Raw genomic sequence first — 24,590 nt, forward strand, 5'->3', positions numbered from 1 at the left:
CATGGCCCTGTCCCGGCGCACCGGTCAGCGTTTTCAGGGCTCGGTCTGGCCCGGATTCGTCGATGCGATGACAGGGCTGTTGATGGTGCTGACCTTTGTGCTGACCATCTTCATGGTGGTCCAGTTCGTTCTGCGCGAAACGATTTCGGGACAGGAGGATGAACTGACCCTGCTGTCGGACAAGGTTGCGGCGCTGGCCGACGCGCTGGGGCTGGAAGAGCGGGAAAACAGTCGCCTTCAAGCCCGCCTGGGCGCCTTGAATGCAACCCTGTCGCAGACGGAACAGGATCTGGCACAGGCACAGGCGCTGGTGTCTTCGTTGACCGCCGAGCGCGACCAGCGCGCCGCCGAACTGGAGGCCGCCCAGACGCGGATCACCGGGTTCGAGGCGCAGGTGGCCGCCCTGCTGGCCGAACAGCAGCGCACGCAGGCCCGGATCGGCGCGTTGGAAGATCAACGTCAACAGTTGCTGTCCGAACAAGAGGCGCTGAACCTGGCGCTGGCGCAAAGCCGAAACGAGATCGACGCCCAGACCGAGGCCGCGCGGCTGGCGGCGGCGCGGCGCGAGGCGCTTGAGGCGATGGTGGCGGATCTGGAAAAGGCCGGCGATGAGCAGGCGGCACGGATTTCCGAGTTGCAGTCCCGGTTGACCGACGAAGAAGCCGCCCGCTTGGCCGAGGCTGCGGCCGCCGAAGCGTTGCGTGAGAAACTGCAGGACGCGGATGCCGAACTGACGGCGATGACGCTGGCGCTCGAGGCGCAGCGGAAGGAGGCCGAAGAAACCCTGACTCTGCTGGCGGCGGCCGAGGCCGCCAAGGCCGAGCTGGAGCGGCAATTCGGTGAATTGAACCTCGAGGAACTCAAGGCCCGGTTGGAGGCGGCGCTGGCCGCCCGAACCAAGGCCGAGACAGAGGCCGACCAACAACGGCGGCTGGCCGCTGAGCGCGTGGCCCTGTTGGAGATAGCCCGTGAGACGCTGGCCGAGGAAAAGGCCATTTCGACCGAGGCGCAGCGCCAGACGGCTCTGCTGAACCAGCAGATAGCCGCTTTGCGCAATCAATTGGGGTCGCTGCAGGCTCTGTTGGATGACTACAAGGAACGCAACGCTGCCGCCGAGGTGCAGATTCAGACGCTTGGGCAGGACCTGAACGCGGCGCTGGCGCGGGCTGCTTCGGAGGAGAGGAAACGGCGGCTTCTGGAAGAGGCGGAACGGATCCGCCTTGAGGCCGAGGCCGAGAAACTTGCCGGCCAGAACCAAGAGCTTGCGCGGCAGGCAGAGGATCTGCAACGCTATCGTTCCGAGTTCTTCGGCCGGCTACGGGACGTTCTGGGCAACCAGGAGGGGGTGCGCATCGAGGGCGACCGTTTCGTGTTCTCCTCCGAAGTTCTGTTCCCGCCGGGGTCGGCCGTCCTGTCGGAAGACGGCAAGCGCGAAGTCGCCAAGGTGGCCAACATCCTGCGCAGCGTGGCGGCGGAAATCCCGTCGGAACTGAACTGGGTGATCCGCGTGGACGGTCATACCGACAACGTTCCGGTGACGCCCGGCGGGCGGTATCGCGATAATTGGGAGCTCAGTCAGGCGCGGGCTTTGTCGGTCGTGCGCTACATGGTCGACGAACTGGGAATCCCGCCCAATAGGCTTGCCGCCAACGGGTTTGGTGAGTTTCAGCCCGTGGATAACGCCGACACGCCCGAAGCCCGCGCAAGAAACCGCCGGATCGAGCTGAAGCTGACCGAACGCTGACACGGCGAATTTCGATCGGACGTCGGCAGCCGGTTGTCCGCCTCAATGCAGTTGCATCTCGAAGAAAAACGTCGCGATGGTCCCAGGCGCATCGCCTGGGCCGGGTCCTGCCGTGGCAATGCAGCCTATGGCTGTGGTCGCGAGGCCGACTGTCCAGATAATTGCAATTTGGCGGGTCATACCGTTTTCCGAATTGGATGGCTGTTTCGGATCATACGGTTGGCAGGTGCCGATCCGTCGCTGGGCCCGCCAAACGGGAGCAGCGAATGAAAAACCCGGCAGCAGCGCTGCCGGGTCCCATGTCTGATGTCCCATCGGGGTCAGTCCGCTGTCAACAGTGGCGGTTTGTTGCCGGAAATCCGCGGGTTTTCAGGGCCGAGAATCTCCAGATCCAACTCGCCCTTCTTGACCGACACGCGAACCACGCCGCCCTTTGCCAGCTTGCCAAACAACAGCTCTTCGGCCAGGGGCTTCTTGATGTGCTCCTGGATCACGCGACCCAATGGGCGGGCGCCCATCTTGTCGTCATAGCCCTTGTCAGCCAGCCATTCGGCAGCCTTCGGGGTCAGGTCGATGGTCACGCCACGATCCAGCAACTGCGCCTCGAGCTGCAGAACGAATTTCTCGACCACCTGCAGGATGACCTCTTTCGGCAGCGGGGCGAACGAGATCACCGCGTCCAGACGGTTGCGGAATTCGGGCGTGAATGTCCGTTCGATGGCGGCCGTATCCTCGCCCTCGCGCCGGTCGCGGCCAAAACCGATTGCGGCCTTGGCCTGTTCCTGCGCGCCCGCGTTCGAGGTCATGATCAGAACCACGTTGCGGAAATTCACCGTCCGGCCGTTGTGATCGGTCAGCTCGCCGTGGTCCATCACCTGAAGCAGAATGTTGAACACGTCCGGGTGCGCCTTCTCGATCTCGTCCAGCAACAGCACGCAATGCGGGTGCTGGTCAACGCCGTCAGTCAGTAGGCCGCCCTGATCAAACCCGACATAGCCCGGAGGCGCACCGATCAGACGGCTGACCGCGTGTTTCTCCATGTATTCCGACATGTCGAAACGCAGCAGTTCCACGCCCAGTTGGTCGGCCAGCTGCTTGGCGACCTCGGTTTTGCCGACACCGGTCGGACCAGCGAACAGGTAGTTGCCGATGGGTTTTTCCGGTTCGCGCAGACCGGCCCGCGCCAGCTTGATCGCGCTGGACAGAGCTTCGATTGCCTGATCCTGCCCGAACACCACCCGTTTCAACGAGTTCTCAAGGTCCTTCAGAACCTCGGCATCGTCCTTTGTGACGTTCTTGGGCGGGATGCGTGCGATCTTGGCCACCACGGCCTCGATCTCCTTGACGCCGATGGTCTTGCGCCGTTTGCTTTCGGCCACCAGATGCTGAGCGGCACCGGCCTCGTCGATCACGTCGATCGCCTTGTCGGGCAGCTTGCGGTCGTTGATGTAACGCGCGGACAGCTCGACCGCGGTCTTGATCGCGTCGGCGGTGTATTTAATGTCGTGATGCTTTTCGAAATAGGGTTTGAGGCCGCGCAGGATCTTCACGCTGTCCTCGACCGAGGGTTCGTTCACGTCGATCTTCTGGAACCGGCGCGACAGCGCGCGGTCCTTCTCAAAGTGCTGTCGGAACTCCTTGTAGGTGGTCGATCCCATGGTGCGCAGCTTGCCGCCCTGCAACGCGGGTTTCAGCAGGTTCGAGGCATCCATGGCCCCGCCCGACGTAGCACCCGCACCGATCACGGTGTGAATCTCGTCGATGAACAGCACGGCGTCGGGGTGGTCCTCAAGCTCGGTCACCACGGCCTTGAGCCGCTCTTCGAAATCGCCGCGATAGCGCGTGCCGGCCAGCAGCGCGCCCATGTCCAGCGAATAGATGGTCGTGTTCGACAGCACCTCGGGCGCGTCGCCCTGAACGATCTTGTAGGCCAGTCCTTCCGCAATCGCCGTCTTGCCCACACCCGGATCACCCACCAGCAGCGGGTTGTTCTTGCGTCGGCGGCACAGAACCTGAATGCAGCGCTCGACCTCGTCGGCGCGACCGATCAGCGGATCGACATCGCCTGCGCGGGCCTTGGCGTTCAAGTCCACGCAATACTTGCCCAGCGCGCTTTCCTTCTGGTCGGCTTCGCCGGCAGAGGACTGGGTTTCCTCTTCGCCCTGATCAGCCCCGGTGACCGGGCGATTTTCGCCATAGGCCGGGTCCTTGGCCACACCATGCGCGATGAAATTCACCGCGTCATAGCGGGTCATGTCCTGCTCTTGCAGGAAATAGGCGGCGTTGCTTTCACGCTCGGCGAAAATGGCCACCAGCACGTTCGCACCGGTCACCTCGGTCCGACCCGAACTTTGGACATGAATCGCCGCTCGCTGGATCACGCGCTGGAATGCCGCGGTCGGCACCGCCTCGGACCCGTCGATGTCGGTGACGAGGTTCGACAGGTCTTCGTCGATGAATTCGACCAAAGACCGGCGCAATTCTTCCAGATCCACGCTGCACGCCTTCATGACGCGCACCGCGTCAGGCTCCTCAAGCAACGCCAGCAGAAGATGTTCCAGCGTTGCGAATTCGTGACGCCGTTCGTTCGCCGCCGCCAGGGCTGCATGGATGGCTTGTTCAAGTGTGCTCGAGAATGAAGGCACGCGGGTGCTCCTCTAGTATTGGGCCGGACAGGGGGTTCGAGAATGGGTCGGATCCCCATCCCAACCATGACCTCATACTATTAGAGTTTGGTTGATCAGGCCGACGCTTCAAGGGTTTTCTTTCACTTGACAGTCACATTTACTGCGACCGTGTCCGTGATGAAGGGCATTTAGGCATCAAAAACGGTCTTTTCTAGCCCTGATCTCGGCAAAAACCTGGACGGGGTCTGCGCCGACCATGCCCAGATGCGCCTGAATCGCGGGATCCCTGGCGCGCAGAAACGGGTTCGTTGCCTTTTCCAGGCCCAATGATGACGGAACGGTCGGTCGGCCTGCCGCCCGCGCCGCGTCGATTTCGGCAGCGCGTCGTTGCAGGGCGGGGTTTTCCGGATCGACGGTCAAGGCAAACCGCGCGTTGGACTGGGTATATTCGTGCCCGGAACAGACCAGCGTATCGTCGGGCAGGGCGGCCAGTTTGGACAACGAGGACCACATCTGCTCGGCGTTGCCCTCGAACAGGCGGCCGCAGCCCAGCGCCATCAGGCTGTCGGCGGTGAACACCGCATGGCTTTGCGGCATGCAATAGGCAACATGGCCCACCGTGTGTCCCGAAACGTCAAAGACCTCGACAGGTTCGCCGCCGATTTCGAACAGGTCGCCCTCGGCCACCTGCATATCCAGGCTGGGAAGACGATGCGCGTCGGCCGCGGCGCCGACGACCTGGGCTGGGTGCCGGTCCAGTATGTCGGCCAAGCCATCGACGTGGTCCCAGTGGTGATGGGTCAGCAGCACATGGGTCAGGCGCCAGCCGCGTGCGTCGAGTTCGGACAAGATCGGGCCGGCATCGGGGGCGTCGATCAGGGCCGTTTCGCCGGTGGTCGCGTCATGGGCCAGAAAGGCGTAGTTGTCGCTGAGGCACGGAACGGTGACGATTTCAAGAGGCATGGCCTTTTGCCCTTTCGTTGCTAGACTGCGGCCAGCTAAGCCGATTGACCGGGTGTCCGCAATGCATCTCGATGTGCAGGATCTGAGAAACTTCTACTATCGCAGCACGTTGGGGCGGGCCGCGCAGGCCGCTATTCGTGGGCGGTTGGTCGAGTTTTGGCCCGAGGCCAAAGGACAGACGGTTGCGGGGTTCGGCTTTGCCGTTCCGCTGTTGCGTCCGTATCTGGCGGATGCGAGGCGTGTGGTGGGCTTGATGCCCGGCCCGCAGGGGGTGATGCCCTGGCCCGCGGGAATGCCCAATGTGTCGGTGCTGACCGAAGAAACCGCGTGGCCCATTGAGACCGGACATGTGGACAAGCTGGTGGTGATGCACGGGCTGGAAACCTCGGAACGGCCCAGCCAGTTGCTGGAGGAATGCTGGCGCGTGCTGGGCCCCGGCGGACGCGCCATATTCGTAGTGCCCAACCGGGCCGGGCTGTGGTCACGGACCGATCGCACGCCGTTCGGGTATGGCCACCCGTACTCGGCGACCCAGTTGGACAAACAGCTGCGGGCTCACCATTTCCTGCCCGAAAAACACTGCTCGGCCCTCTACATGCCGCCGTCGTTTCGGCGCTTCTGGCTGCGCTCGGGCAGTCTGATCGAGAAAGCCGGCCAGCGCATTCCGACGATCATGGCCGGCGGGGTGCTGATGGTCGAGGCCGGCAAGCAGGTGTTTCCCCCCAGCGGCAGCGTCACGAAAGATCGGCAAAAACGCCCGATCAAAGCGCTGGACGGGCTGTTGAAGCCGGCGTGATGGCCTAGGCGCGGAAGGTCAGGCACAGAGGCGAAAAGCTGAGGGAAATCGGCCACAGGAATCGCAAAAACCCGCAACCTGGTAACATTTTTCACCGCGCTAGATGGGTTCAAAGGGTCGCACTTGACGTAAGTGCATGAAATCAAAGGTTTTGTGGATAAACTGCCATCCGGCATAACATATTGCTAGGTTGGATTGGCTCTGCTACATCCCCGGTGATTTTGATCCCCGCCCTTCAAGGACGGGGTTTCTTCACGCCCCCGGGCTGGCTGTTGCCGTGAAAATCCGGGGCCTAAAATATCGGAAGGGTGGACGTGTCCGAACCAGCTTCGATTTCCACGGGCATCGCCAAGCGCTATGCCACGGCGATCTTCGAGATCGCAAAAGAGAACAATGACCTTGCGGGCCTGGAATCCGGCATCAACGACCTGTCGGAGGCCCTGAGCGAAAGCGCCGAGTTGCGCGACGTGATTTCTTCACCTTTGATTTCGCGCGCCGACCAGCAGAAGGCGATCACTGCCGTTGCCGAAAAGATGGGGCTGAACCCGATCCTGCGCAACACGCTGGCGCTGATGGCGCAGAAACGCCGGCTGTTCGTGCTGCCGCAGTTGATCAAGGTCCTGCGCGAGATGCTGGCCGAGGAGCGCGGGGAAATCACTGCCGAAGTCGTGTCGGCCAAATCGCTGACCAAGACCCAGCTTGAAAAGCTGTCCAAGACACTGTCCGAGCGCGTGGGCAAGGACGTGACCATCCATGCGACCGTCGATGAAAGCCTCATCGGTGGTCTTGTCGTCAAAGTGGGCTCGCAGATGATCGACAGCTCGATCCGCTCCAAGCTCAACTCCCTACAGAATGCAATGAAAGAGGTCGGATAAATGGGTATCCAAGCTGCAGAGATTTCTGCGATCCTGAAGGACCAGATCAAGAATTTTGGTCAAGAAGCCGAAGTGGCCGAAATCGGCCGTGTGCTGAGCGTCGGTGACGGTATCGCCCGTGTGTACGGCCTGGACAACGTGCAAGCAGGCGAGATGGTCGAGTTCCCCGGCGGCATCATGGGCATGGCGCTGAACCTCGAGGCCGACAACGTCGGTGTCGTGATCTTCGGTTCGGACCGTGACATCAAGGAAGGTGACACCGTCAAGCGCACCAAGTCGATCGTGGACGTTCCGGTTGGTGACGAACTGCTGGGCCGCGTCGTTGACGGCCTGGGCAACCCGCTGGACGGCAAGGGCCCGATCAATGCCAAGCAGCGCGGCGTCGCCGACGTCAAGGCGCCGGGCATCATCCCGCGTAAATCGGTGCACGAGCCGATGGCGACCGGCCTGAAGTCGGTTGACGCTATGATCCCGATCGGCCGCGGCCAGCGCGAGCTGATCATCGGTGACCGTCAGACCGGCAAGACCGCCGTGGCTCTGGACACCATCCTGAACCAGAAGGTCTACAACGACGCCGCCGGCGACGATGAATCGAAAAAGCTGTACTGCGTCTACGTGGCCATCGGCCAGAAGCGTTCGACCGTGGCCCAGCTGGTGAAGAAACTGGAAGAATCCGGCGCCATCGAATATTCGATCGTCGTGGCCGCAACCGCGTCCGACCCGGCGCCGATGCAGTTCCTGGCACCCTATGCCGCAACTGCGATGGCTGAATACTTCCGCGACAACGGCCGCCACGCCCTGATCATCTACGATGACCTGTCGAAACAAGCCGTCGCCTATCGTCAGATGTCGCTGCTGCTGCGCCGTCCGCCGGGGCGTGAAGCCTATCCGGGCGACGTTTTCTACCTGCACTCGCGCCTGCTGGAGCGTTCGGCCAAGCTGAACGAGGACTTCGGCGCCGGTTCGCTGACCGCTCTGCCGGTCATCGAAACCCAGGGCGGCGACGTGTCGGCCTTTATTCCGACCAACGTGATCTCGATCACCGACGGCCAGATCTTCCTGGAAACCGAGCTGTTCTATCAAGGTATCCGCCCTGCCGTGAACACCGGTCTGTCGGTTTCGCGCGTGGGTTCGTCGGCTCAGACCAACGCGATGAAGTCGGTTGCCGGTCCGGTGAAACTGGAACTGGCCCAGTATCGCGAAATGGCCGCGTTCGCGCAGTTTGGCTCTGACCTCGATGCCGCAACCCAGCAGCTGCTGAACCGTGGTGCGCGTCTGACCGAGCTGATGAAGCAGCCGCAGTACTCGCCGCTTACCAACGCGGAAATCGTCTGCGTGATCTTCGCCGGTACCAACGGCTATCTCGACAAGATCGACGTTTCGGACGTTGGCCGTTATGAGGCCGGTCTGCTGGCGCATCTGCGCGGCAAGCATGCCGATCTGCTGCAGTGGATCACCGACGAAGATCCCAAGATCAAGGGCGAGGCTGCCGACAAGATCAAGGCTGCGCTGGACGAATACGCCGCAACCTTCGCTTAAGGAGACGCGGCGATGCCAAGTCTTAAGGACCTTAAAAACAGGATCGAGTCGGTCAAATCGACCCGCAAGATCACCAAGGCCATGCAGATGGTCGCGGCCGCGAAACTGCGCCGCGCCCAGGAAGCTGCGGAACAGTCGCGCCCCTATGCCGAGCGGTTCAATGCCGTGATGGCGGGGCTGGCAGCATCGGTCGGGGGCAGCGACAGCGCCCCCAAGCTGCTGCGCGGCACGGGCAGCGACGATGTCCACCTTCTGGTCGTGATGACGGCCGAGCGTGGGCTCTGCGGCGGCTTCAACTCGAACATCGCCCGCCTGGCCCGCGCCAAGGCGGACGAACTGCGCGCCAAGGGCAAGACGGTCAAGATCTTGACCGTCGGCAAGAAAGGCCGCGACGCGCTCAAGCGTGACTATGGCGATCTGTTCGTCGGTCACATCGACCTGAGCGAAGTCAAGCGCATCGGCTATGCCAATGCGCAGGACATCGCAAAGGACATCCTGTCGCGTTTCGACGCGGGCGAGTTCGACGTTGCCACGATCTTCTACGCGAAGTTCCAGAACGTCGTGACCCAGATCCCGACGGCCCAGCAGATCATCCCCGCCTCGTTCGAGGAGACTGAGGGGGACGACAGCGGCGCCGTGTTCGATTACGAGCCCAGCGAAGAGGCCATTCTGGCCGAATTGCTGCCCAAGGGGGTCGCCACGGCGATCTTCTCGGCTCTGCTTGAAAACGGGGCCTCGGAACAGGGTGCACGGATGTCCGCGATGGACAACGCGACGCGCAACGCGGGCGAGATGATCGACAAGCTGACGATCCAGTTCAACCGCTCGCGTCAGGCCGTGATCACCAACGAGCTGATTGAAATCATTTCCGGCGCCGAAGCGCTGTAGAGACAAACCGGAGACGAAACATGGCGAATGCAAAAGGCAAAGTCACACAGATCATCGGGGCCGTCGTCGACGTGCACTTCGACGATCAGCTGCCTGAAATTCTGAACGCGCTGGAAACTGAAAACAACGGCAAGCGCCTGGTGCTGGAAGTTGCCCAGCACCTGGGTGAGAACACCGTCCGTACCATCGCGATGGACGCAACCGAAGGCCTGGTCCGCGGGGCCGAGGTTGTTGACACCGGCGCACCGATCTCGGTGCCGGTCGGCAACGCCACCCTGGGCCGCATCCTGAACGTGGTCGGCGAGCCGATCGACGAAAAAGGCCCGGTCGAAGCGACTGAAACCCGCGCCATCCACCAGCCCGCCCCCTCGTTCGACGAACAGTCGACCGAGTCGGAAATCCTGGTCACCGGCATCAAGGTCGTTGACCTGCTGGCCCCCTACGCCAAAGGCGGTAAGATCGGTCTGTTCGGCGGCGCCGGTGTGGGCAAGACCGTTCTGATCATGGAGCTGATCAACAACATCGCGAAAGTGCACTCGGGCTTCTCGGTGTTCGCCGGTGTTGGTGAACGGACCCGTGAAGGGAACGACCTTTACCACGAGATGATCGAATCGAACGTCATCAAGCCCGACAACCTGTCGGAAAGCCAGGTGGCCCTGGTCTACGGCCAGATGAACGAACCTCCGGGGGCCCGCGCTCGTGTTGCTCTGACCGGTCTGACCCTGGCCGAGCAGTTCCGCGACCAGTCCGGCACCGACGTTCTGTTCTTCGTCGACAACATCTTCCGCTTCACGCAGGCGGGCTCTGAGGTGTCGGCTCTGCTGGGTCGTATTCCTTCGGCTGTGGGCTACCAGCCGACGCTGGCCACCGACATGGGCGCCCTGCAGGAACGCATCACCTCGACCAAGAAGGGCTCGATCACCTCGGTGCAGGCGATCTACGTGCCTGCGGACGACTTGACCGACCCTGCGCCGGCAACCTCGTTCGCGCACCTGGACGCAACCACCGTTCTCAACCGTGCGATCTCGGAAAAGGGTATCTACCCGGCTGTGGACCCGCTCGACTCGACCTCGCGCCTGCTTGACCCGGCCATCGTCGGCGAGCGTCACTACAAGGTTGCGACCGACGTTCAGCAGATCCTCCAGCGCTACAAGTCGCTGCAGGACATCATCGCCATCCTCGGCATGGACGAACTGTCGGAAGAGGACAAGCTGACCGTGGCCCGCGCCCGCAAGATCGAGCGCTTCCTGTCGCAGCCGTTCGACGTGGCCGAAGTCTTCACCGGTTCGCCGGGTGTTCAGGTTCCGCTGGAAGTTACCATCGACTCGTTCGAGCGCGTCGTGGCCGGCGAATTCGACCACCTGCCCGAAGCGGCCTTCCTGATGGTTGGTGGCATCGACGAAGTGATCGCCAAAGCCGAGAAGATGGCCGCAGCAGCTGCCTAAGGAGTATCCCCGATGGCAAACACGATGCAATTCGACCTCGTCAGCCCGGAGCGGAGCCTTGCTTCGCTTCAGGCCAGCGCGGTCCAGATTCCCGGCGCGGACGGGGACATGACGGCGATGCCCGATCATGCCCCCACGATCACCACGCTGCGTCCGGGCATCCTGAAGGTCGAAGCGCCCGAAGGGACCAGCGAATACCTGGTCACCGGCGGGTTTGCCCAGATCAACGGCGATGCCCTGTCGGTGCTGGCCGAAAAGGCCATCCCGATTGACGAAGTGACCCGCACCCATCTGGACGAGCTGATTGCCGAGGCACGCGCCTCGCACGAGGCGGCGAAGGAAAACGGCGAGCAGACCATTGTCGACGAGGCAGCCAAGCTGTTGGCCGATATGGAAGCGCTGGGAACGCATATGAGCCTGTAAGGCCACTGCACTATCGGAATTGGAAACGGCCCTGCTGCTGCGGGGCCGTTTTTTTGTCGTGATTTTGTCAGGGTGCAGGGCTAAGCTTCGGAAATTCAAGCCAAAGAAGAATGATGAAGAAATTTCTGACTCACCCTATTGGAATTGACCAAGGCGAGACGGTCTTGTTTTCGGAATTCGCCGACGGCGGCGATATGTGGACAGGCGAAGGGCCGCGCGAGCGGCGCGCCGCCATTCGCTTCAACGAAGCTTTCCGCTCGGCCCCGGTCGTGCAGATTGGCGTTTCTCTTTGGGATGTCGATACGTCTTCGGCGCTGCGCGCCGAATTGTTGGCCGAGAACATCACCCCGCAAGGTTTTGACGCTGTGTTTCGCACATGGTCCGACACCCGCATCGCCCGAATTCGGGTCGCATGGACGGCAACCGGCGAGGTTTCGCATCCGGATGACTGGGACATCTCGTGACCGGCTTTGTCGGGCAACGAAAAAAAGCGAAAACCGGCTGAGCGGTTTTCGCTTTGGGGTCGTGAAGGTCCAGGCGACCGCCCGGTCAGCTCGTGTGGTACAGCGTCTCGTAGATCGGGGTCAGGGTTTTGTCTTCGAACAGGGACGACACTGAGGTTCCGTTCCAGATGTTCAGGATCGCCTGAGTAAAGATCGGCGCGGTCGGAACCGTGCGGATGTTCTTGGCATCCTGGATTTCCTTGGTGGGCTGGATCGTGTCGGTCAGAACCAGCGATTTCATCGCCGAGTTCGATACCCGCTCGACGGCGGGGCCGCTCATGACGCCATGGGTGATGTAGGAATGCACTTCCTTGGCCCCGTTGTCCATCAGGACCTGCGCCGCCTTGCACAGGGTCCCGGCGGTGTCGCAGATGTCATCCACGATCAGGCAGATCTTGTCGGTCACGTCGCCGATCACGGTCATCTCGGCCACTTCTCCGGCCTTTTCGCGGCGCTTGTCCACGATCGACAGCGGGGCGTTGATGCGTTTGGCCAGTTCGCGGGCACGGGCCACGCCGCCCACGTCGGGCGAGACGACCATGATTTCGTCCAGCCGGTCCTTGAACTGGTTCTTCACGTCCAGCGCAAAGATCGGCGAGGCATAGAGGTTGTCGACTGGGATGTCGAAAAAGCCCTGGATCTGGGCGGCGTGCAGATCCATGGTCAGAACCCGCTCGATCCCGGCACCGGTCAGCATGTTGGCCACCAGTTTGGCGCTGATCGGGGTGCGGGCCTTGGTGCGGCGGTCCTGACGAGCGTAGCCGAAATAGGGGATCACAGCCGTGATCCGACGCGCCGAAGACCGGCGCAATGCGTCGGCGATGATCAGCAGCTCCATCAGGTTGTCATTGGCCGGGTTCGAGGTCGGCTGGATGATGAACATGTCCTCGCCGCGGACGTTTTCGAACACCTCGACGAAGATTTCTCCGTCGTTGAAGCGTTCGACGCGGGCATCGACCAACCCCTGCTCGACACCGCGGTGCAGGCTCATGCGGCGGGCAATGGATTCGGCAAGCGGAAGGTTTGCGTTCCCAGCGATAAGCTTGGGTTCGTGACGTGTCGGCATCGGCTGAGGTCCCCGGGCAGCAGTGGCAATGTGACAGATTCGTGATGTTGACACCGCTTAGCATGGCCTTACCGTCACGCAAAGATAACTGGGTGGAGAAAGTGCACATGGCCGACATTGACTACTTTTTTGCGACACTGTCGCCCTATTCCTACCTCGCCGGACTGCGGCTGGAGGAGATCGCGGCCAAGCACGGCGCCACTATCGCGTACAAGCCTGTTGACATCATAGCGCTGTTCGGGCGCACCGGCGGCGTGCCCCCCAAGGACCGCCACCCGTCGCGCATCGAGTATCGTGCGCAGGAACTGGTGCGCCAAGCCAAGAAGACGGGCCTGCCGTTCAACCTGCAACCTGCACATTGGCCGACCAACGCAGCGCCGTCCTCATACGCCATCATCGCGGCCATTCAGGATGGATCGGGCGACGTGGGCAAACTGTGCCATTCCTTTCTGCGCGCCTGCTGGGCCGAGGACAGGGACATCGCGCAGGATGACGTGATCCGCGACTGTCTGGCCGGGGCGGGCTTTGACCCGGCGCTGGCCGACAGCGGCCTGCTGATCGGGGCCGAGACCTACGCCGCCAATCTCGAAGAAGCGGTGGACCGCGGCGTGTTTGGCGCGCCTTTCTACATCACGCAAGACGACCAAAGGTTCTGGGGGCAGGACCGGCTTGAGGATCTGGACCAGCATCTGGCGACGCTCAAGGCATGACCAAGGCCAAGCCCGTGCTGCCGCCCGTTCACGTTCGCGCTCTTGGGGCGGGCACCCGAAAGGTGCTGGCGCTGCATTGCACGATCGCGCATTCCGGTGCGTGGTCGGGTCTGGCGGCCGCTTTGGGCAACCGGGCCACGCTGATCGCACCCGACATGCTGTCGCACGGGCGCAGCCCGGATTGGGACGGGCAGGGAGACTTCTTCGACCTGACCACAGCCCTGTCGCGGGCGCAGCTGAGCGAACCGATGGACGTGATCGGGCATAGTTTCGGTGCGATGGTCGCGCTGCGGCTGGCCATCGAATACCCGGACCTGGTGCGCAGCGCCGTTCTGATCGAACCCGTGTTCTTTGCCGTCGCCCACCAAGACGCGCCTGCGCTTGCGGCGCAACACGCGGCCGAGTCTCAGCCCTACAAAGCCGCCCTTGCTGAAGGCGACGCGCCCCGGGCCGCCCGCCTGTTCAACCGCATGTGGGGCACGACCGACCGTAGCCCGCGCTGGCCGGATCTGCCCGAGCGGACCCGAAATGCGATGATCCGGGGTGTTGGCGTGGTTGGCGCGGTCGAGGGGCCGCTGTTCCGCGATACCACTGGCCTGCTGGCCCCGACGGCCATGGCGCGGGCTACGATGCCGATCCTGCTGCTGCATGGTTCGGCCTCGCACCCGATCATGGCGGTGGTCAATGCTGGGCTGCGCGCCCGCTTGCCCGATGCCCGGCAGGCTGTTCTTGAGGGGGCAGGGCACATGCTGCCCATCTCGCACCCGGGCGAGACGGCAGCGCAGATCGAGGCGTTCTGGCGCGCCTAGAGCAGCGCCAGGAACCGGTCGATTTCTTCGGTCGGTGTCGACCAGTCGCAGACGAACCGGCAGGCGAGCATCTCGTCCTCGTCCGGGCCGTCCAGCGAGTCGCCCCACAGGTGATAGACCGCACCGGCCGCGTGTAGCCGCTTGTGCAGGCTGCGGGGAAAGCTGGCAAAGATGATGTTGGCCTGGGGTTCATGCAGAAACTGCGCACCCGCAGCCAGCAGCCCATCGGCCAGACGCGCACAGTTGGCGTTCGCCTTTCGGGCCGATCGCAGCCACAGATCATCGCGCAGATAGGCCGCCATCTGGGCCGACAGATACCGGTGCTTGGAAAACAGATGCGCCCCGCGCTTGCGGCGCAACTCGAACTCCCAGGCCTTGCTTTCGTCGAAGAAGATCACCGCTTCGACCCCCATCAGCCCGTTCTTGGTGCCGCCAAAGCTGACCGCATCCACGCCCGCCTTCCACGTCATCTCGGCCGGAGAGCAGTTCAGCGTGACCAGCGCATTGGTGAACCGTGCGCCATCCATGTGGACGGGCAGGCCGAACTCCTTGGCGACCCCGCACAGCGCCTGCAGCTCGGCCAGCGAATAGACCGAGCCCCGCTCGGTCACCTGCGTGATCGACACCGGGCCACGCTGAGGACCGTGCACGCCGCGGGTCTCTTCTGCGGCGATGGTGCGGCGCAGTGCATCCGGCTGCATCTTGTCGCCGCCCGGAACCAGCGTCAGCTTGGCGCCAGTGTAGAATTCGGGCGCGTTGCACTCGTCCTCATGAATATGCGCGACGGGCGAGCAGAATATGGTCTCCCACGGTTGCGACAGGGTCGCCAGGGCCAGCGAGTTGGCCGCCGTTCCGGTCGCCACCAGATAGACCGCTGCCCCGGGCGCCTCAAAGATGGCCCGAATCCGGTCGCGCACTTCGTTCATCAGATCGTCGGCGCCGTAAGCCATCTGATAGCCCTGATTGGCCTCGGCCAGAGCGGTCAGGACCTCGGGGTGGACGGGCCCGGAATTGTCGGAGGCGAAATGCATCAGGTTGGCTCCTCGATGATGTAGTCTTCCCACTCTTCCTCGGGCGTCTCGAATTCGGACACGGTCAGGCCCTGAACCGAAACGCCTGCGGCGTGGACGCTGTCGGGCGACCCTGACAGCAACGGGTGCCAATCGTACAGGGGCTTGCCCTCCCACAACAGGCGGTAGGCGCAGGTCTGCGGCAACCAGTAAGCGTGTTCGTGAATGTTGTCCGGACGCATGACGATGCATTCCGGTACGAACTGGTGGCGGATGTCATACTGGGTGCAGCGGCAAGTCGCGTCATCCAGCAGCCGGCAGGCGACACGGGTCAGGGCAACCTCGCCGCTGTCCTCGTCCTCGAGTTTGTTCAGGCAGCACTTGCCGCAGCCGTCGCACAGGGCTTCCCATTCACGCGGAGTCATCTTTTGCAGGGGTTTGCGCTCCCAAAAACGTGGGGTCAGCCCGGCGCGGTCGATCGGATCCTTGCTCATGTCGCGGCCAGGATCTTGCGCGCGCGATCGCAGTCTTCGGTCATCTGGGCGATCAGAGCATCGAGGCCGTCAAAGGTCATCTCAGGGCGCAGGAATTCGACCAGGCCCACCGAGAGGGTCGCACCATAGAGATCGCCGGAGAAGTCAAACAGGAAGGTTTCGATATTCGGGACCTCGCCATGGAACATTGGCCGCACCCCGACCGAGGCCGCCCCGTGATAGCTGCCGGCATGCGGGCCATCCAGCACGTCGACCAGAACCGCATAGACGCCGAATTTCGGGGGGTGGATTCCTTCGATCGACATATTGGCCGTCGGAAAGCCTAATTCGCGGCCGCGCTGTTCGCCGCCGATCACCTCGCCTTCGATCCGGTGCCAGTGGCCCAGCATGGCCGCCGCGTCCCGCGGGCGACCATCGCTCAGGGCTTGCCGGATCGCGGTGGACGAGACCACGTGAGCGGATTGCTGCATCAATGGGGCGATGGTGACGCCGAACCCCATCTGCCGGCCGAACTGCACCATATCCTGCGCGGTGCCGCTGCGGCCTTTACCGAAACAGAAATCGGCCCCGATCACCACATGGACTAGACCCAAACCTTCGCAGATCACGTTGCTGGCGAATTCCTCGGGCGTCAGCCCGGCGAGCGCTGCGTTGAACGGCAGTTCGTACAGTTTCTGCACACCCAGCTTCTCCAGCCGGTGCGCACGCGCATTTCCGCGCATAAGACGAAAGGGCGGGGCTTCCGGGGCGAAATATTCGCGTGGGTGCGGCTCGAAGGTCAGAACGCCCAAGGGCGCATCGGGGCATGCCTTCCGAGCCAGATCGATCACCGACTGGTGGCCAATATGAACGCCATCGAAATTCCCGATCGCGGCGCTGGCGCCGCGGTCCTCTGGATCGACATACTTGTAGTCCCGGATGATCTGCATGGGGCTTGCCTAGCGGGACTGTCCACCGGGTTCAAGCGGCAGTTCCAGACCGGGGCTTGGCTGGTCAATAAAACCTGCCGTCAGTCGAACTTCCGCGAGGGGGCCAGAACCATGGCCTCGCCTATCAGGACCTTCTTGCCATCGACCGAGCAGTGGCAGTCCAGCTTGACTCGGCGCTTGGCAAAGTCGATGTCGATCACCTTGACCTCGGCATAGACCATGTCGCCGGGGCGGACCGGCGCAAGGAATTTGAGCGACTGACCCATGTAGACCGTCCCATGGCCGGGAAGCTGTTCGCCGATCACGGCCGAGATCAGACCAGCGGTCAGCATCCCGTGGGCGATGCGCCCTTCGAAAATTGTATCGCGGGCATAGTCGTCATCCAGATGCACCGGGTTCCGGTCGGTCGAGACCTGGGCGAACATCTCGATGTCTTCGTCCGTCACCACTTTGCGCAGGTGCCGGGTCATACCCATTTCGATGTCTTCGATACAGATCGTTCCGCGCGGAAGATTGTCCAACATGTCGCCCTCACTATGCATCGGCCTAGCAATAAAAAATCACTAAGAGACCAAGTTTGGCAACTTTATTACTTCGCAACTGCAGAAAATCAAGCGTTTTCTGCTTAGCGTAGGCGGCCGATCGTATAGGTTGGGTTAATCTTTTCCTTGAAAATATAATCGCTCAAGGCATCCGGATCCGGTTGGTGCGACGTTTTTGTTTCCGATGCCGCCAGCCCGCCGCTGATGAAAAGGGAATCAATGCCCTCACCCATGGCGCCCGCGATATCGGTATGCGGCCCGTCGCCGATCGCGAGGATCTCGTCGTCTGATATGTCCACTCCCAGCGCGCGAAGGCGGCGCCGTGCCAGATCGTAGATGGGCGGATGCGGTTTGCCGAAATACAGGCTCTCGCCACCCATTTCGGTGTAGAGCTTGGCCAGCGCACCGGCGCACCATTCCCGCACCTCGCCCCGGTCGACGACGATGTCAGGGTTGGCGCACAGCAGCTTCAGGCCTTTCTGCTTGGCGTACAGGAAGTCCGGCCGGTTCACGGCCGGATCGGCCATCGGATCGAACGGGCCACAGCAGACGATCCCCTCGGCCTGGTCCAGCGCTACGCGTTCGATGTGGATCGGGTGATCCAGAATTTTCAGTGGCTCGAAAAAGCCCGCGTCCCGATCCCATTCGCCCATGAAATAAACTTTTTCACCAACTGCACCGCGAAACATTGCCGAGCGCGCGGAATCACCGCTGGTCGCGATCGTGTCGTACGCATCCGAAGGAACGTTGAACTGTTTCAGTTGCTCGGCTACGCCAGCTCGCGGTTTTGGTGAATTGGTCACCAAAACCACCTTTCCCCCTTTGCTGCGGTAGGCTTTCAACGCGTCGACGGCCTCGGGGAAGGCGGTGATACCATTGTGCACGCACCCCCACAGGTCCACAAAAAGGGCTTTGTAGCGGTCGGATACCGCGTCGAGAGCAGGGATGATCTGGGTCATGATTGCCTCTTCTGGCTTGGGCCTCGCATCAACCCAAGCCTATGGCAGAGCCGGACCGAATTTGCCAGAGGGGGCTCTGCCCCCGCCGCCTTGGGACGGCTCCCCCGGGATATTTGCCGCCAGACGAAGGGCGACACCTTGACTTCATCTGGCCCAAAATATCCCGGAGTGCGAGGCAGAGCCTCGCAAATGAAATGGCACCCGCACAGCGGGTGCCAATCCTTGTGTTTCGGCGAAGTCAGACCTTCAGGTTCGGAATGATCTGCTTCTTGCGGCTCATGATTCCCGGCAGAACGACTGTGTCGCCGTCAACCGAGGCGCCAAAGCTCTTTTCGGCGACGGATTTGACCAAGTCGTTGGGCACCAGCAGGGTGGCCTCTTCATTCAGGATGTCAACGACGAAGAGCAGAACCTGGTCCACGCCATCTTCCTTGGCCACTTCGAGCATCGACTGGGCGAGGCTGTCCTTGCGGTCCAGCACCACGCTCGGCGCGGTGGTTTCCAGAACGGAGACGCGGAACTTGGTGCCGTCGACTTCGTATTCCTTGCTGTCCATGCGGATCAACTCGGCGTCCGAGAAAGACGACACATCGGATTTGGCTGCGAACATTTCTGCGGCGTAGGCCGAGATGTCCAGGCCCAAGTCGGAGGCCAGTTTCTCGGCAACGTCTCGGTCATGTGTGGTTGTGGTGGGAGAGCGGAATTCGAGTGTGTCCGACAGAATGCAGGTCAGAGCGGCGCCTTTGATGGCGTCGGGCATCTTGGCGGCATCGTCGCCCATGAGGTCGATCATGATGGTTGCGGTACAGGCCAGCGGACGCACGGTGATGTCGATCGGGCCTTTGGTTTCAAGCCCGCCGACCAGCTTGTGGTGGTCGATGATCGCCCGGATATCGGCGTTGTTAACGTTGGCCGGCAACTCGGCCGGGTTGTTGGTGTCGACGATGACAACCGGAGCATCGGTCTCGACATCCCCGATGATGCGCGGCTTGGGCAGGTCCCAGCGCTGCAGCATGAAGGCGGCCTCGGTGTTGGGTTCGCCCAGCAGGACGGCCTCGGCCTTTTCGCCTTTGACTTCGTTGAGATACCAGGCCCACAGGATCGGAGATCCGGTCGAGTCGGTGTCGGGGGATTTATGGCCAAATACTTGGATGGTCATTTTGGATTCCTGATGCTGGATGTTTGCGCGCCTTATAGAAGGCGGGGCGGGCCTTGTCACCCAGCAGAAAAGGGCCTGCGACCGTTGGTCTGACGCCCGCCGCGCCTGATCAGAACGGCGCCCGGGTCAGGCTGTACCCGGCGAGTGAGACTTGGTTCAGCAGCCCGTGCCGCCCGGGCAGGTGTCCGGCGCCAACTGCAATCACTGCGGTTTGGCTGTCAAGCGCCAGAATCTTCTGCATCCAGTTGGCATTGCGCTGGACCAGCATCTGATCTTCGAAACCGGCCCATTCGCGGGCAAACACCTCGGGCGACAGCCCCGAAGCATCGCGCCCCAGAATTTTCGCCAATTGCAGGATTTCGGCGTGTTTCTCCTCGATATACGCGTTGGCCATCGTCGCCATCTGGTCATCTTCGGCCTGCAATGCATCGGCCATGCGAACCAGCGACTGCACCTGGTCTTCCAGGGGGTGGCTCTGGAAGATTGCGATCAGGTCCTCGATCCTTTCCAGGGAATATTGCGGGATCCCTCGCGCCTGCGCTAGTTCGGCCAGGCGCGCGTCCATACCGTAGTCGGCGTCGGGCATCTGCAGCATGCAAGGCGGCATGCCCAGCATCATCGAAAGGAACCAGGGCTGCATCTTGGCCGCCATCCACCCAGGTATGCCGCGCGCGGCAAGAGAGGCCGAGATCCGCGCCCAGTCCGATTCGCTCATCATCTCGATCAGGGTGGGGCCGGAGGTGATCAGAACCGGGCTAAGATCCGTCGCCAAGGTCTTTTCAAATTCAGCCATGTCGGATTGGGTGATCTCGAAATAGAATGCGTCGGCCCGGCTCAGCGTCGGGGTCAGCCGCTCGACGATCGGGCCCATGCGCGGGTCGTTGAGGTGGAGCGTTCCGATCAGGTGGAGGACCGTTTCCCCCTTGCGCGCGATCCAGTGGTTGCCTGCGGGAAATGGCGTCTGGCTGACGGCGGCCTCCAGTTCGGCGCGCGTTTCAGGCGCCATGGCCAGCCGCAGATCGTGCCCGTCGCAGTCGGCCTTGCCCACGACAGGGGACAACAGAAACAGTGCAAGCAGGAACAGGCGCATGGAACGATCCGATTGCAGGAAATCTCGCCCGTCCTTAGACCCCGCGCATGCGCCATGCGCAACCCATCCACTGGCATTCCCCGAGATTCCCCGTAGCATGAGCGCATGAACCGCGAGCAGGACCTCTATCCCCCGATCAAAGCGCTTCTCGAGCGCCAGGGCTATGTCGTCAAGGGCGAAGTCGGCGCGGCCGACATCGTCGCCGTCCGGGGCGCTGAGGACCCCGTCATCGTCGAGTTGAAGCTGCGATTCTCGCTGGCGCTGTTCCATCAGGCAGTAGCGCGCCAGAAGATCACCGATCATGTCTATATCGCCGTTTGCAGACCGACAGGGCGGACGGCAAGGCGCGCGCTGCGGGACAACCTGTCCCTGTGCCGGCGGCTGGGGTTGGGTCTGATGACCGTCCGCGGCGACGGTGCGGTCGATGTCCATTGTGATCCGGGGCCTTACTCTCCGCGCAAGGCCAAGGGCAGGGCTGCCCGCCTGCTGCGCGAGTTCGATCGGTTGCAGGGCGATCCGAATGCCGGGGGCGCCACCCGCCATGGCATCGTGACGGCCTATCGCCAGGACGCATTGAAATGCGCTGCCCATCTGGCCGAACACGGTGCCACCAAGGGCGCCGAGGTGGCCCGCGCCGCGCAAGTGCCCCACGCCACACGCCTGATGCGCGACAATCACTATGGCTGGTTCGAGAAGGTCGAGAAGGGCATTTACGCCCTTTCAGCCGCAGGGTGTGCGGGCTTGAAACATTGGGCCTGCAGCTGGGAAAACGATGACTAATCCGCGCTGGGCGCGGCGAAAAAATTTTTCATCGGGATTGTTGACAGCTTCCGGGCGACCGCCTAGCTATACGCCGTTAGCACTCGCCAAGTGTGAGTGCTAACGCCTCGCGAAGCCGCGAGGAGGGGATTAACAACCTTTGAGCCTCAAGGAGCTGCAAAGATGGCATTCAAACCACTTCATGACCGGGTGCTGGTGCGCCGCGTGGAAAGCGAAGAGAAGACCGCCGGCGGTCTGATCATTCCCGACAGTGCAAAAGAAAAACCCAGCGAAGGTATTGTCGTTGCTTGTGGCGAAGGCGCCCGCAAGGACAGCGGCGAGCTGATCCCGATGGCCGTTTCCGAAGGCGACAAGATCCTGTTCGGCAAATGGTCGGGCACCGAAGTCACCGTCGACGGTGAAGAGCTGCTCATCATGAAAGAGAGCGACATTCTGGGCATTGTCGAGGCGTCGTCCGCCGCGAAGGCCGCCTGAACGCCTCGGATCATCTGAGACACGCAATTTACCGAAGATACGGAGAGAGACATGTCTGCAAAGGACGTCAAATTCGATACCGATGCCCGCAACCGCATGTTGAAGGGCGTCAACATCCTGGCTGATGCCGTCAAAGTGACCCTGGGCCCCAAAGGCCGCAACGTGGTGCTGGACAAATCGTTCGGCGCGCCGCGGATCACCAAGGACGGTGTTTCGGTCGCCAAAGAAATCGAACTGGAAGACAAGTTCGAAAACATGGGTGCGCAGATGGTGAAGGAAGTCGCCAGCCGCACCAACGACGAAGCCGGTGACGGCACCACCACCGCAACCGTTCTGGCTCAGGCCATCGTCAAGGAAGGCCTCAAGCAGGTTGCAGCCGGCCTGAACCCGATGGACCTCAAGCGCGGCATCGACATGGCAACCGCCAAGGTCGTCGAAGCCATCAAAGCCGCTGCCCGCGAAGTCAAGGACAGCGACGAGGTTGCGCAGGTTGGTACCATCTCGGCCAACGGCGAAGCTGAAATCGGCCGCCAGATCGCAGACGCGATGCAGAAGGTCGGCAACGAAGGCGTCATCACCGTCGAAGAGAACAAAGGTCTGGAAACCGAGACCGACGTCGTCGAAGGCATGCAGTTCGATCGCGGTTACCTGTCGCCCTACTTCGTGACCAATGCCGACAAGATGATCGCCGAGCTGGAAGACTGCATGATCCTGCTGCACGAGAAGAAGCTCTCGTCGCTGCAGCCGATGGTTCCGCTGCTGGAGCAGGTGATCCAGTCGCAGAAGCCGCTGCTGATCATTGCCGAGGACGTTGAAGGCGAAGCGCTGGCAACCCTGGTTGTCAACAAGCTGCGTGGCGGCCTGAAGATTGCTGCCGTCAAGGCTCCGGGCTTCGGCGATCGCCGCAAGGCCATGCTGCAGGACATCGCAATCCTGACCGGCGGTCAGGTCATCAGCGAAGAACTGGGCATGAAGCTGGAAAACGTCACCATCGACATGCTGGGTTCGGCCAAGAAGGTCACCATTTCGAAAGACGAAACCACGATCGTCGACGGTGCTGGCGAGAAGGCCGAGATCGAGGCACGCGTTGCCCAGATCCGCGCCCAGATCGAAGAAACCACCAGCGACTATGACCGCGAGAAGCTGCAGGAGCGCGTTGCCAAGCTGGCCGGCGGTGTTGCCGTGATCCGCGTCGGTGGCATGACCGAGGTTGAAGTGAAAGAGCGCAAGGACCGCGTGGACGACGCTCTGAACGCAACCCGTGCGGCCGTTCAGGAAGGTGTCGTCGTGGGTGGCGGTGTTGCCCTGGTTCAGGCCGGCAAGGCTCTGGGCGACGTGAAAGGCGCAAACGCCGATCAGGACGCAGGCATCAACATCATTCGCAAGGCCATCGAGGCTCCGCTGCGCCAGATCGCCGAGAACGCAGGCGTCGATGGTGCCGTGGTTGCCGGCAAGGTCCGCGAATCGACCGATCCGGCCTTCGGCTTCAACGCCCAGACCGAAGAGTATGGCGACATGTTCAAGTTCGGCGTGATCGACCCGGCCAAAGTGGTGCGGACCGCTCTGGAAGACGCAGCCTCGGTTGCCGGTCTGCTGATCACCACCGAAGCCATGGTCGCCGACAAGCCCGCCAAGGAAGGCGCTGGCGCCGGTGCCGGCATGCCCGACATGGGCGGCATGGGCGGCATGATGTAAGCAATCGAATTCGCCTCGGCGAATTCGACCTCCCGATCAGGGAGCATCTGCTGAAGATGATGCGGGGTCGCCTTCGGGCGACCCCGTTTTTTTGCCGCGCACCGATGCACGCGGCGGACCGGTCGAAAACAGAAGATGTCGCGGGCGAAAGGAATGGGGTGAGTGTCGGCGATGAAACGGCTAAGGAGGGGGCATGCGACTGATTGCTCTGACCACTTTGACCATGTGCGCCTTTGCGGCCAACTCGGTCCTGACCCGGGCCGCTATTGACGGTGGCGCCAGCGACCCGGCCGGGTTCGCGGTCGTGCGGGTCATGTCCGGAGCCGTGGTTCTAGCCTGCCTTGTGATGCTGCGCTCTGGCCGGTTGCGGCTGTGGCATCCCCGCCGCATCGTCGGGGCAGGGGCGCTGTCCCTCTACATGGTCGGATTTTCCGCCGCCTACCTGACATTGGATGCCGGGCTTGGGGCACTAATTCTGTTTGGCGTCGTGCAATTGTCGATGTTCGCGGCCAGCAGCCTTAATGGGGCGGCTGCGGATAGGCGGCAGGTGGCGGGAGCGGTGGTCGCGATGGCCGGGCTGACTTGGGTCCTGTGGCCCTCGGGCTCTGTTCGGGTGGATCCGACAGGCGCGGCTCTGATGGCTGCCGCGGGGGTCGGCTGGGCCGCGTATTCCTTTGCGGGTCGCACTGAAGGTGATCCGCTGGCGGGTACGGCCGCCAATTTCGTATGGGCGCTTCCGGTCACTGCGACCGTGCTGCTGGCGATCGGTGGCACATGGCACCTGACCCCTTGGGGTTTTGCGTTGGCCGCTCTCTCTGGCGGTGTCGCCTCGGGGCTGGGGTATGCTCTGTGGTATCGCATCCTGCCGTTGATGGCCCCGGCTCAGGCGGCGGTCGTGCAACTCAGCGTGCCGGTGATCGCCATCGTCGCGGGGGCGGTTTTGCTGAACGAGGCGCCCGGAGCGCGGCTTATACTGGGCGCCGGTCTTGTTCTTGGCGGTATTCTAGTGGCGGTCTTGCAGCCGAAAGCCAGCTAGGTCTTTCCTCGGTTGGGATAAAGCATTATCTGGC

General features: G+C 62.4%; 24 protein-coding genes. 14 read left to right on the forward strand and 10 right to left on the reverse strand.

Annotated features, from left to right (window positions below; all coding sequences use genetic code 11):
• The first annotated feature begins 1 nt into the window (after position 1).
• Positions 2-1,744, forward strand: coding sequence for a peptidoglycan -binding protein (locus AC2FMN_RS07525; RefSeq protein WP_496687217.1), 1,743 nt, complete (start codon positions 2-4; stop codon positions 1,742-1,744).
• Positions 1,745-2,064: 320 nt separating this feature from the next.
• Here the strand turns inward: AC2FMN_RS07525 and clpA are convergent, their stop codons facing one another.
• On the reverse strand, positions 2,065-4,389 hold the full coding sequence (gene clpA / locus AC2FMN_RS07530; protein WP_496678633.1) for an ATP-dependent Clp protease ATP-binding subunit ClpA: 2,325 nt from the start codon (positions 4,387-4,389) through the stop codon (positions 2,065-2,067).
• Between the two features lie 177 nt (positions 4,390-4,566).
• The gene (gloB, locus tag AC2FMN_RS07535) at positions 4,567-5,334 is read right to left on the reverse strand and encodes a hydroxyacylglutathione hydrolase (RefSeq protein ID WP_496687219.1); all 768 of its coding nucleotides are present in this window, start codon (positions 5,332-5,334) and stop codon (positions 4,567-4,569) included.
• 61 nt (positions 5,335-5,395) lie between these two features.
• Between gloB and AC2FMN_RS07540 the strand changes: the two genes are divergently transcribed.
• The 7 genes from AC2FMN_RS07540 (at position 5,396) to AC2FMN_RS07570 (ending at position 11,764) form a co-directional block, all read left to right on the forward strand.
• Positions 5,396-6,130, forward strand: a complete 735-nt coding sequence (locus AC2FMN_RS07540; RefSeq protein WP_496678630.1) for a class I SAM-dependent methyltransferase — start codon at positions 5,396-5,398, stop codon at positions 6,128-6,130.
• Between the two features lie 314 nt (positions 6,131-6,444).
• Positions 6,445-7,005, forward strand: coding sequence for a F0F1 ATP synthase subunit delta (locus AC2FMN_RS07545; RefSeq protein ID WP_496678628.1), 561 nt, complete (start codon positions 6,445-6,447; stop codon positions 7,003-7,005).
• Entirely contained in the window at positions 7,006-8,544 is a 1,539-nt protein-coding gene (gene atpA, locus AC2FMN_RS07550) for a F0F1 ATP synthase subunit alpha (RefSeq protein WP_496678627.1), read from the forward strand. It begins immediately after the preceding gene.
• Positions 8,545-8,556: 12 nt separating this feature from the next.
• Positions 8,557-9,432 (forward strand): F0F1 ATP synthase subunit gamma, encoded by an 876-nt coding sequence (locus AC2FMN_RS07555; RefSeq protein WP_005981511.1) that lies wholly within the window; start codon positions 8,557-8,559, stop codon positions 9,430-9,432.
• A gap of 20 nt (positions 9,433-9,452) precedes the next feature.
• On the forward strand, positions 9,453-10,877 hold the full coding sequence (gene atpD / locus AC2FMN_RS07560; protein WP_490359724.1) for a F0F1 ATP synthase subunit beta: 1,425 nt from the start codon (positions 9,453-9,455) through the stop codon (positions 10,875-10,877).
• Positions 10,878-10,889: 12 nt separating this feature from the next.
• A complete protein-coding gene (locus tag AC2FMN_RS07565; protein ID WP_490359723.1) occupies positions 10,890-11,300 on the forward strand; it encodes a F0F1 ATP synthase subunit epsilon in 411 nt (136 codons plus the stop codon).
• Positions 11,301-11,413: 113 nt separating this feature from the next.
• The gene (locus tag AC2FMN_RS07570) at positions 11,414-11,764 is read left to right on the forward strand and encodes an H-type lectin domain-containing protein (protein WP_496678624.1); all 351 of its coding nucleotides are present in this window, start codon (positions 11,414-11,416) and stop codon (positions 11,762-11,764) included.
• Between the two features lie 85 nt (positions 11,765-11,849).
• Here AC2FMN_RS07570 and AC2FMN_RS07575 read toward each other — a convergent pair whose 3' ends face one another.
• Positions 11,850-12,869, reverse strand: a complete 1,020-nt coding sequence (locus AC2FMN_RS07575; RefSeq protein WP_496678622.1) for a ribose-phosphate pyrophosphokinase — start codon at positions 12,867-12,869, stop codon at positions 11,850-11,852.
• Positions 12,870-12,976: 107 nt separating this feature from the next.
• Here AC2FMN_RS07575 and AC2FMN_RS07580 point away from each other — a divergent pair, with 107 nt between their 5' ends.
• Complete coding sequence (locus AC2FMN_RS07580; RefSeq protein ID WP_496678620.1) at positions 12,977-13,579, forward strand: 2-hydroxychromene-2-carboxylate isomerase; 603 nt, start codon at positions 12,977-12,979, stop codon at positions 13,577-13,579.
• Positions 13,576-14,388 (forward strand): alpha/beta fold hydrolase, encoded by an 813-nt coding sequence (locus tag AC2FMN_RS07585; RefSeq protein WP_496678618.1) that lies wholly within the window; start codon positions 13,576-13,578, stop codon positions 14,386-14,388. The genes AC2FMN_RS07580 and AC2FMN_RS07585 overlap by 4 nt, the downstream gene beginning before the upstream one ends.
• Here AC2FMN_RS07585 and AC2FMN_RS07590 read toward each other — a convergent pair.
• From AC2FMN_RS07590 to AC2FMN_RS07620, 7 genes are all read right to left on the reverse strand, one after another.
• Positions 14,385-15,419: a threonine aldolase family protein gene (locus AC2FMN_RS07590; protein WP_496687221.1), complete on the reverse strand. Its 1,035-nt coding sequence runs from the start codon at positions 15,417-15,419 to the stop codon at positions 14,385-14,387. The two genes, AC2FMN_RS07585 and AC2FMN_RS07590, sit on opposite strands and share 4 nt — an antisense overlap.
• A complete protein-coding gene (locus AC2FMN_RS07595) occupies positions 15,419-15,892 on the reverse strand; it encodes a YcgN family cysteine cluster protein (protein ID WP_496678614.1) in 474 nt (157 codons plus the stop codon). Before AC2FMN_RS07595 ends, AC2FMN_RS07590 begins: the two co-directional genes overlap by 1 nt.
• The gene (locus AC2FMN_RS07600; protein ID WP_496687223.1) at positions 15,889-16,821 is read right to left on the reverse strand and encodes a bifunctional riboflavin kinase/FAD synthetase; all 933 of its coding nucleotides are present in this window, start codon (positions 16,819-16,821) and stop codon (positions 15,889-15,891) included. The genes AC2FMN_RS07595 and AC2FMN_RS07600 overlap by 4 nt, the downstream gene beginning before the upstream one ends.
• Before the next feature lie 80 nt (positions 16,822-16,901).
• Positions 16,902-17,345, reverse strand: a complete 444-nt coding sequence (locus tag AC2FMN_RS07605; RefSeq protein ID WP_138839951.1) for a MaoC family dehydratase — start codon at positions 17,343-17,345, stop codon at positions 16,902-16,904.
• Between the two features lie 101 nt (positions 17,346-17,446).
• Positions 17,447-18,322 (reverse strand): TIGR01459 family HAD-type hydrolase, encoded by an 876-nt coding sequence (locus AC2FMN_RS07610; protein WP_496687224.1) that lies wholly within the window; start codon positions 18,320-18,322, stop codon positions 17,447-17,449.
• A gap of 238 nt (positions 18,323-18,560) precedes the next feature.
• Positions 18,561-19,481, reverse strand: a complete 921-nt coding sequence (locus AC2FMN_RS07615) for a manganese-dependent inorganic pyrophosphatase (protein WP_496687225.1) — start codon at positions 19,479-19,481, stop codon at positions 18,561-18,563.
• Between the two features lie 109 nt (positions 19,482-19,590).
• Complete coding sequence (locus AC2FMN_RS07620) at positions 19,591-20,571, reverse strand: TraB/GumN family protein (protein ID WP_496687227.1); 981 nt, start codon at positions 20,569-20,571, stop codon at positions 19,591-19,593.
• A 105-nt stretch (positions 20,572-20,676) separates the two neighbouring features.
• Between AC2FMN_RS07620 and AC2FMN_RS07625 the strand changes: the two genes are divergently transcribed.
• From AC2FMN_RS07625 to AC2FMN_RS07640, 4 genes are all read left to right on the forward strand, one after another.
• Positions 20,677-21,351: a DUF2161 domain-containing phosphodiesterase gene (locus AC2FMN_RS07625; RefSeq protein ID WP_496687229.1), complete on the forward strand. Its 675-nt coding sequence runs from the start codon at positions 20,677-20,679 to the stop codon at positions 21,349-21,351.
• Positions 21,352-21,513: 162 nt separating this feature from the next.
• Positions 21,514-21,825: a co-chaperone GroES gene (locus AC2FMN_RS07630; RefSeq protein ID WP_496678603.1), complete on the forward strand. Its 312-nt coding sequence runs from the start codon at positions 21,514-21,516 to the stop codon at positions 21,823-21,825.
• 51 nt (positions 21,826-21,876) lie between these two features.
• Positions 21,877-23,520, forward strand: coding sequence for a chaperonin GroEL (gene groL / locus AC2FMN_RS07635; RefSeq protein ID WP_496678602.1), 1,644 nt, complete (start codon positions 21,877-21,879; stop codon positions 23,518-23,520).
• A gap of 193 nt (positions 23,521-23,713) precedes the next feature.
• Positions 23,714-24,556: a DMT family transporter gene (locus tag AC2FMN_RS07640; protein WP_496687230.1), complete on the forward strand. Its 843-nt coding sequence runs from the start codon at positions 23,714-23,716 to the stop codon at positions 24,554-24,556.
• Positions 24,557-24,590: the final 34 nt, after the last annotated feature.

This window comes from Ruegeria sp. BHSC037, from assembly GCF_059613045.1.